Origin of the sequence: Streptomyces sp. CB02056 (assembly GCF_001905545.1) — a bacterium.
Taxonomy (GTDB): Bacteria; Actinomycetota; Actinomycetes; order Streptomycetales; family Streptomycetaceae; genus Kitasatospora.
In genome coordinates, this window is record NZ_LIPD01000011.1 from 244,632 (window position 1) to 254,325 (window position 9,694).

A 9,694-nucleotide genomic window follows, 5' to 3' on the forward strand; every position below is an offset into this window, starting at 1 on the left:
ACCTTCCAGGCAGCGGTTGTCCGCTCAGAGGCCGAATTCCGCATCTATCAGGGAGAGCACCTCATCCACCGATGCGGCTTGCAGTTCGAGGTCCGCCTCGACAGTGGCAGCCGCACCCGGGGCCGGGACACCCCTGACCGCCACCCCTGCACCCCTGAACTCGCGCCACTTGGCCAGCAGGGTCTCCAGCCTGACGGTGACCCGGCGGCCGTCCTCGTCGTCCAGCCCGGCGTCCGTGAGCGCCGCCTCCAGCGCGTCCAGCCCGGCGAACACGTCCGGTTCCCCGGCGGTGTCCTCCACCGGGGCCAGCCGGCCCGCCAGCAGGGCGGCCAGCGCCACCGGGTCCGGGTGGTCGAAGAGCAGCGTGGCGGGCAGCGGGAGGCCGGTGGCGCCGCCGAGGCGGTTGCGCAGCTCGACCGCCGTCAGCGAGTCGAACCCCAGCTCCAGGAACCCCTTCCGGGGCTCCACCGCCTCCGGCCCGCGGTGCCCGAGCACCTCGGCGGTGAGCCGGCGGACCAGCTCCAGCAGGACGCGTTCGCGCTCCGCCGCGGAGACGCCGGCCAGCCTGGCCGCCAGTGCGTTCCCGTCCTCGGCCGCGGCGGCCGGGCCGTCCCGCTCCGGGGCCAGTGCCCGGACGGCCGGGAGCTCGGCGAGCAGCCGGCTGGGCCTGGCCGCGACGAACCCCGGCGCGAACCGGGACCAGTCCACGTCCACCACGGCGACCGCGGTGTCGCCCTGGGCCAGCGCGGCGTCCAGGGCGGCCAGCCCCGACTCCGGCGCCAGCGGGGTCACCCCGGTGCGCCGGGCGCGCTCCAGCACCTCGCCCCCGGCGGCCATGCCGCCCTCGTCCCACGGCCCCCAGGCCACCGAGGTGGCGGGCAGGCCGAGGGCCGCGCGCCGCTCGGCCAGGGCGTCCAGGTAGGCGTTGGCGGCGGCGTAGTTGGCCTGCCCGGGGGCGCCGAGCGTGCCGCTGAAGGAGGAGAACAGCACGAAGGCCGCCGGCTCCAGGTCCAGGGTCAGCTCGTGCAGGTGGCGGGCCGAGGCGGCCTTGGCCCGCAGGACGGTCGCCAGCCGCTCCGGGGTCAGCGCGTCGATCACGCCGTCGTCGAGCACCCCGGCGGCGTGCACCACCGCGGTGAGCGGGTGCTCGGCCGGGATGTCTGCGAGGAGCGCGGCGAGCCGGTCGCGGTCGGCGGCGTCGCAGGCCGTGACGGTCACGGTGGCGCCGAGGGCGCGGAGTCCGGCGGTCAGGTCGGCCGCGCCCGGGGCCCCGGGCCCGCTGCGGCTGGTGAGCAGCAGGTGGCGGACGCCGTGCCCGGCGACCAGGTGGCGGGCCAGCCGGGCGCCGAGCGCGCCGGTGCCGCCGGTGATCAGTACCGTGCCCTCCGGGTCCCAGCCGGGCGCGTCGCCGCGCCGGGCCGACGGCGCGGGCAGCAGCCGCCGCCCGTACAGGCCGTCGGGCCGCACCGCGACCTGGTCCTCGCCGGACCCGCCCGCCAGCAGCGCGGCCAGCCGGTCCCCGGCCGGGCCGTCGAACTCCTCCGGCAGGTCCACCAGGCCGCCCCAGCGGTCGGGGTGCTCCAGCGCGGCGGCCCGTCCCAGGCCCCACAGCGCGGCCTGCGCCGGGCTCGCGACCTGCCCGCCGACCGTCACGCCGGCCCGGGTCGCGCACCAGAGCGGGGCGTCCGGGGCGAGGTCGCCGAGGGCCTGGAGCAGTGCCACGGCGCCGGAGGTGACGGTGTGCTCGTCGGCGCCGTCCGCGAGGGCCAGCAGCGAGAGCACCCCGGTCGGGGCCGTGCCGTCCAGGGCCTGCCGGAGCGGGCCCGCCAGGGTGCTCCGGTCGAGGCCGTCCGGGGCGACCGTCACCCGCAGCAGGTCCGCGCCGTGCCGTTCCAGCGCCGCCAGGGCGCCCTCGACGGCCGCCGGGGCGCCCCCGGCGGGCAGCACGGCCAGCCAGGTGCCCATCGGGCGGTCGGCCCGCGGCTCCGGGAGCCGCTGCCAACCCGCCCGGTAGCGCCAGGAGTCGAGCCGGGAGCCGTCCCGCTTGCGGTGGCGCCAGGAGGACAGCGCGGGCAGCACCTCGCCCAGCGAGCGCTGCTCCTCCTCGGCCAGCCGGAGGCTCGCGCCGAGCGCGGCCAGGTCCTGCTGCTCGACGGCCGCCCAGAAGGCGGTGTCCACCGGGTCGGCCGCCGGCGCGGGGCCGTCCAGCCAGAACCGCTCGCGCTGGAAGGCGTAGGTGGGCAGCTCCACACGGCGGGAAGCGGCGGCTCCGGCCGCGGCGAAGAAGGCCGGCCAGTCCACCTCCGCGCCGAGCGTGTGCAGCGCGCCGACCGCCCGGACCAGGGCCGCGGCCTCCGGCCGGTCCCGGCGCAGCGCGGGCAGCAGGGCGAAGCCGCCCTCGGGCGCCGTCCCGGCCAGGCAGTCCTGGCCCATCGCGGTCAGCACGCCGTCCGGGCCCAGCTCCAGGTACCGGCTCACCCCGTCGGCGGCCAGCCGCCGGAACACGTCGTCGAAGCGGACGGCGGCACGGATCTGGCCGACCCAGTACTCCGCCGTGCACAGCTCCTCGGCGGCCACCGGGCGGCCGGTGCCGGAGACCACCGGGATCCGCGGCTTGTGGTACGTCAGCGCCGCCGCGACCTCGCGGAACTCCGCCAGCATCGGGTCCATCAGCGGGGAGTGGAAGGCGTGGCTGACCCGCAGCCGCCGGGTGCGGTGCCCGGCGTCGGCGAGCTGCCCGGCGATCCGCAGGACGGCCTCCTCCGGGCCCGCCAGCACGGTGGCGCGCGGGCCGTTGACGGCGGCCACGGCCACCTCGCCACCGAGCAGCGGCAGCACCTCGGCCTCGGCGGCCGCCACGGCCACCATCGCGCCGCCGGCGGGCAGTCGCTCCATCAGCCGGCCGCGGGCGGCGACCAGCGTGGCGGCGTCGGCCAGCGACAGCACCCCGGCCGCGTGCGCGGCGGCCAGCTCGCCGACGGAGTGCCCGGCCAGGAAGTCGGGCCGCACGCCCCAGGACTCGACCAGGCGGTAGAGGGCGACCTCGACGGCGAACAGGGCGGGCTGGGTCCAGCCCGTACGGTCCAGGGGTTCGCCGCCCTCGGCGATCACCTCGCGCAGCGGGCGCTCCAGGTGGCGGTCCAGCTCGGCGCAGACCTCGTCGAACGCCGCCGCGAACACCGGGTACGCCGCGTACAACTCGCTGCCCATGCCCATGCGTTGGGCGCCCTGGCCGGTGAAGAGGAAGGCCGTGCGGCCGGGGGAGACGGTGCCGCGCACCAGCTCGGGGGCCGCTTCGCCGGCCGCGAGCGCCTCCAGTCCGGCCCGCAGGCCGTCCGGGTCGGCGGCCACCAGGGCCGCGCGGTGGGCGAACTGTGTGCGAGAGACGGCGAGGGAGAGGCCGAGGTCGGCCGAGGCGGCCTCGGTGTCCAGGTGGTCGCGCAGGCGGCGGGCCTGGTCGCGCAGGGCCTGGTCGGTCTTGGCGGAGAGGAGGAAGGGGAGCGCGCCCGGTGCGGGAGCCTCCTCGGCCGACTCCTCGGCGGGCTGCTCCTCGGGGGCGTGTTCGAGGATGACGTGGGCGTTGGTGCCGCTGACGCCGAAGGAGGAGACGCCGGCCCGGCGCGGGCGGCCGGTCTCCGGCCAGTCCCGGGCCTCGGTGAGCAGCTCCACCGCGCCCGCCGACCAGTCCACCTGCGAGGACGGCGCGTCCACGTGCAGGGTGCGCGGGACGGTGCCCCGGCGCATCGCCTCGACCATCTTGATCACGCCGCCGACCCCGGCCGCGGCCTGGGTGTGGCCGATGTTGGACTTCAACGAGCCCAGCAGCAACGGCCGTTCACGGTCCTGGCCGTAGGTGGCCAGCAGCGCCTGGGCCTCGATCGGGTCGCCCAGCCTCGTGCCCGTGCCGTGCGCCTCCACCACGTCGACCTCGGTGGCGGCCAGCCCGGCCCGGTCGAGGGCCTGGCGGATCACCCGCTCCTGGGAGGGGCCGTTGGGCGCGGTCAGGCCGTTGGAGGCGCCGTCCTGGTTGACGGCGCTGCCGCGCAGCACCGCCAGCACCGGGTGCCCGTTGCGCCGGGCGTCGGAGAGCCGCTCCAGCAGCAGCATGCCGACGCCCTCGCCCCAGCCGGTGCCGTCCGCGGCCTCGGCGAACGCCTTGCAGCGCCCGTCCGGCGCCAGCCCGCGCTGGCGGCTGAACTCGATGAACGAACCCGGCGTCGACATCACCGCGACGCCGCCGGCCAGGGCCAGCGAGCACTCGCCGGAGCGCAGGGCCTGGCCCGCCAGGTGCAGGGCGACCAGCGAGGAGGAGCAGGCCGTGTCCACGGACACCGCCGGGCCCTCCAGGCCGAGGGTGTAGGCGATCCGGCCGGAGGCGACGCTGGCCGAACTGCCGTTGCCCAGGTAGCCCTCCACCTCCTCCGGGACGGTGCTGAAGCGGGCCGCGTAGTCGTGGTACGAGATGCCGGTGAAGACGCCCGTCCGGCTGCCCCGCGCCGACACCGGGTCCACGCCCGCGTGCTCGAAGGCCTCCCAGGAGGTCTCCAGCAGCAGCCGCTGCTGCGGGTCCGTCGCCAGCGCCTCGCGCGGGTTGATCCCGAAGAACGCCGCGTCGAACCCGGCCGCGTCGTACAGGAAGCCGCCCTCGGAGGCGTAGCAGGTGCCGGGCTGCTCGGGGTCGTCGCTGAACAGCGCGGCGGTGTCCCAGCCGCGGTCCTGCGGGAAGCCGCCGACGGCGTCCCGGCCCTGGGCGACCAGCTGCCACAGTTCCTCGGGCGAGCCGACCCCGCCGGGGTAGCGGCAGCTCATCCCGATGATCGCGATCGGCTCCCCGGCGTCCACCGGGCCGGCGGTGGGGGCGGCCGCCGAGCCGTCCTCGCCGAGCAGTTCGCCGAGCAGCCGGGCGGCCACCGCCTCCGGGGTCGGGTGGTCGAACAGCAGGGTGCTCGGCAGCCGCACCCCGGTCGACCGGGCGAGCCGGTCGCGCAGCTCCACCGCCGTCAGCGAGTCGAAGCCCTGCTCCTGGAACGGGCGGACCACCTCGATCCCGTCGGCCGTGGGGTGGCCCAGGACCTCCGCCGCCAGGCCGCTCACCAGCTCCACCAGGGAACGGGAGCGCTCGGCGACCGGCAGGCCGGCGAGGGCGGAGCGCAGCGCCGAGGCGGCGTCGTCGGCGGGCGCGGGCCGCTCCTCGGCGCGCTCCAGCTCCCGCACCTCGGCCAGCGCGCCCAGCAGCGGGCTCGGCCGGACGGCGGTGAAACCGGGGTGGAAGCGCGACCAGTCGACCTCGGTGACGGTCACGGCCGTGTCGTCCAGGTCCAGCGCCTGCCGCAGGGCCGCGACCGCGAGGTCCGGCGCCAGCGCGCCGAGGCCCATCCGCCGCAGCGGCCCCTCCTGACCGGCCGACATGCCCTCCCCGGCCCACGGGCCCCAGGCCACCGAGGTGGCCGTCAGGCCACGCGCCCGGCGCTGCTCGGCCAGCGCGTCCAGGAACGCGTTCGCCGCGCCGTACGCGGCCTGGCCGCCGCCGCCCCAGACCCCGGCGACGGAGGACATCAGCACGAAGGCGTCCAGCTCCTGCCCGTCCAGCAGCTCGTCCAGGTGCGCCGCTCCGGTCACCTTGGCGGCGCTGGACGCGGCCAGCGCGTCCGCGTCGAGCTCGCGCAGCGGGCCCATCGCCCCCGAGCCGGCCGCGTGCACCACGGCGCTCAGCGGGCCGAGCCCGTCCAGCAGCCCGGCCAGCGCCGCGCGGTCCGCGACGTCGCAGGCCGCCACCGTGACCCGGGCGCCCAGCGCGGACAGCTCGGCCTCCAGCGCGGCGGCCCCGGCGGCCGCACCGCCCCGACGGCCGGTCAGCACCACGTGCTCCGCGCCGTTCGCGGCCAGCCAGCGCCCGATCCGGGCCCCCAGCGCGCCGGTACCGCCGGTCACCAGCACGGTGCCGCGCGGCCGCCACTCGCGGCCCGCCGCGCCACCGGCCGCCCGGACCAGGCGGCGCGCGTACAGCCCGTCCGCCCGGACGGCGGCCTGGTCCTCGCCGGACCCGCCCGCCAGTACCGCGGCCAGCCGGTCGGCCGCCTTGCCGTCCACCGTCTCCGGCAGATCGACCAGGCCGCCCCAGCGCACCGGGCACTCCAGCGCCGCCACCCGGCCCAGGCCCCACAGCTGCGCCTGCGCGGGGCTGACCCGGTCGCCCGTCCCGGCCGCCACCGCGCCCCGGGTCGCGCACCACAGCGGCGCGTCCAGCCCGGCCTCGTCCAGGGCGTTCAGCAGCAGCACGGTGTCGGGCAGCGCGGCCGGCACCCCGGGCCGCGCCTCCCGCTCGTCCAGGGCCAGCAGGGAGAGCACGCCGTCCGGCTGCCGCTCCCCGGCGGCGGCCCGCAGCCGGGCGGCCAGCCCGGCGCAGTCCTCGCCCTCGGCCGCCGCGACGGTCAGCACCCGCGCGCCGCGGGCCCGCAGCGCGGACAGCGCGCCGCCGGTGCCCTCCTCCGTCCAGCCGGCCGGCAGGACGGCCAGCCAGTCGCCGGAGAGCCCGGGCGGGGCGGCCGGGTCGGCGAGCCGCTGCCACTCGACGCGGTAGCGCCAGGAGTCCAGCAGCGAACGGTCCTGGCGCTCGCGCCGCCAGGAGGAGAGCGCGGGCAGCAGGTCGCCCAGCGAGCGCTGCTCCTCCTCGGCCAGCCGGAGGCTCGAACCGAGGGCGGCCAGGTCCTGCTGCTCGACGGCGGCCCAGAAGGAGGCGTCCGCCGGGTCGGCGGCGCCCGCGACGGGCGCGGCGTCCAGCCAGAAGCGGCGGCGCTGGAAGGCGTAGGTGGGCAGGTCGACCCGGCGCGCGCCGGAACCGGCGAAGAACGCCGCCCAGTCGGCCCGCACCCCGCGCCCGTGCAGCGCCGCCACGGCGGACACGGCGGTCCGCACCTCGGCCCGGTCGCGCCGCAGCACCGGCACGAAGGCCTCGTCGGCGTCGTCGCCGTGGTCCCGGCCCATGGCGGTGAGCACGGCGTCGGGGCCGAGCTCCAGGAAGGTGGTGACGCCCTCCGCCAGCAGCGTCTCCACGGCGTCGTGGAAGCGGACGGTGTGGCGGGCGTGGCGGATCCAGTAGTCGGGGTCGGTGAGTTGCTCGGTGGTGGCGGGTTCGCCGGTGAGGGTGGAGACGATCGGGATGGCGGGGGCGTGGTAGGTCAGCTCGGTGAGGACGTCGCGGAACTCGTCGAGCATCGGTTCCATGAGCGGGGAGTGGAAGGCGTGGCTGACGCGCAGGTCGCGGGCCTTGTCGAACTGTGCGGCGACGGCCCGGACTTCGGTGGCGTCACCGGCGATGACAAGGGAGCGGGGGCTGTTGACGGCGGCGATCGAGACCCGCTCGGTGAGCAGGGGCAGGACCTCGTCCTCCGTGGCCCGGAGCGCCACCATGGCGCCGCCGGTGGGGAGGTGCTCCATCAGACGGGCGCGGGCGGTGATGAGGCGGGCGGCGTCCGGCAGGGACAGCACACCGGCCACGTGGAAGGCCGCGACCTCGCCGATCGAGTGGCCGGCCAGGAAGTGCGGGCGCACGCCCCAGGATTCGACCAGGTGGTAGAGCGCCACCTCGACGGCGAACAGCGCGGGCTGGGTCCAGCCCGTACGGTCCAGGAGTTCGCCGCCCTCGGCGATCACCTCGCGCAGTGGTCGCTCCAGGTGCCGGTCCAGCTCGGCGCAGACCTCGTCGAACGCCGCCGCGAACGCCGGGAATGCCGCGTACAACTCGCTGCCCATGCCCACGCGTTGGGCGCCCTGGCCGGTGAACAGGAACGCGGTCTTGCCGGTCGTCGCCGCCGTGATCCCGTCGCCCTCGGCCACCGCGGCCAGTCCGGCGGCGAGTTCGGCGCGGTCCGCGGCGACCACGGCGGCCCGGTGGGCGAACCGCGCGCGGCCGGTGGCCAGCGAGTAGGCCAGGTCGGTGAGGTCCAGCCCGGGGTCCGCGTCCAGCCGGGCGCGCAGCCGGGCGGCCTGCTCCCGCAGCGCGGGGACGGTCTTCGCCGACAGCAGGTGCGGGGCGAGCGCGGGCGCCGTCCCGGCCGGCGCCTCGGCCTCCGGGTCGGCCGGGGCCTCCGGCGCCTGCTCGACGATGACGTGGGCGTTGGTGCCGCTGACGCCGAAGGAGGAGACCCCGGCCCGGCGCGGGCGGCCGGTCTGCGGCCAGTCCCGGGCCTCGGTGACCAGCTCGACCGACCCGGCCGTCCAGTCCACCTCGGGCGTCGGCTCGTCCACGTGCAGGGTGCGCGGGACGGTGCCCCGGCGCATCGCCTCGACCATCTTGATGATGCCGCCGACCCCGGCGGCGGCCTGGGTGTGGCCGATGTTGGACTTCAACGAGCCCAGCAGCAGCGGCCGTTCGCGGTCCTGGCCGTAGGCGGCCAGCAGCGCCTGGGCCTCGATCGGGTCGCCGAGGGTGGTGCCGGTGCCGTGCGCCTCCACCACGTCCACCTCGTCGGCCGCCAGCCCGGCGCTCTCCAGCGCCTGCCGGATCACCCGCTGCTGGGCGGGACCGTTCGGCGCGGTCAGCCCGCTGCTCGCACCGTCCTGGTTGATGCCCGAGCCGCGGACCAGCGCCAGCACCGGGTGCCCGTTGCGCCGGGCGTCGGAGAGCCGCTCCAGCAGCAGCATGCCGACGCCCTCGCCCCAGGCCGTGCCGTCCGCGGCGGCGGCGAAGGACTTGCAGCGGCCGTCCGGCGCCAGCCCGCGCTGGCGGCTGAACTCCACGAACCCGGCCGGGGTCGAGAGCACCGTGACGCCGCCGGCCAGGGCCAGCGAGCACTCGCCGGAGCGCAGGGCCTGGCTCGCCAGGTGCAGCGCCACCAGCGAGGAGGAGCAGGCGGTGTCCACGGTGACGGCCGGGCCCTCCAGGCCCAGCGCGTACGCCACCCGGCCGGAGGCCACGCTGCCGGCGCTGCCGTTGCCCAGGTAGCCCTCCACCTCCTCGGGGACGGACTGGAAGCGGGCCGCGTAGTCGGCGGTGGCGATACCGGCGAACACCCCGACCCGGCTGCCGCGCACCGAGGTCGGCGCGATCCCGGCCCGCTCGAAGGCCTCCCAGGAGGTCTCCAGCAGCAGCCGCTGCTGCGGGTCCATGGCCAGCGCCTCACGCGGGCTGATCCCGAAGAACGCCGGGTCGAACTCGTCGGCCCGGTGCAGGAAGCCGCCCTCGCGGACGTAGCTGGTGCCCGGCGTCCGCGGGTCGGGGTCGTACAGCGCCTCGACGTCCCAGCCCCGGTTGACCGGGAAGCCGGAGATCGCGTCCACACCCCCGTCGACCAGCTGCCAGAGCTCCTCGGGCGAGGTCACCTCGCCGGGGTAGCGGCAGGCCATGCCGACGATCGCGATCGGCTCGCGGCCGGCATCCACCAGCTGCCGGTTCTCCCGGCGCAGCCGCTGGATCTCCTTGAGGGAATCCCGGAGTGCCGCGACGACTTCCTGGGGTGCTGCGTTCATCACAAATCTCCGTACATCAAGCTCAGGTCGGGGCTAGGGGGGCGGTGATCCGCGCCGGGTACTCGGCGCGGATCACCGGGGCCGCCTAGGAGTTGTCGCGGGCCAGGCGGAGCAGCTCGGCCAGATCCATGTCGTCGATCAGCTCGTCGCCGACCGCCTCGGCGGTGCCGGTCGCCCCGGCGCCGTCGCCCGCGGCCGGGCCGACGCCCGGCAGCTCGGGGTCCAG

General features: G+C 77.4%; 1 protein-coding gene. It reads right to left on the minus strand.

Annotation, left to right across the window (positions count from 1 at the left end; translation table 11 throughout):
- Positions 1 to 24: 24 nt before the first annotated feature.
- Positions 25 to 9,468: a type I polyketide synthase gene (locus AMK13_RS29110; protein ID WP_079272579.1), complete on the minus strand. Its 9,444-nt coding sequence runs from the start codon at positions 9,466 to 9,468 to the stop codon at positions 25 to 27.
- Positions 9,469 to 9,694: the final 226 nt, after the last annotated feature.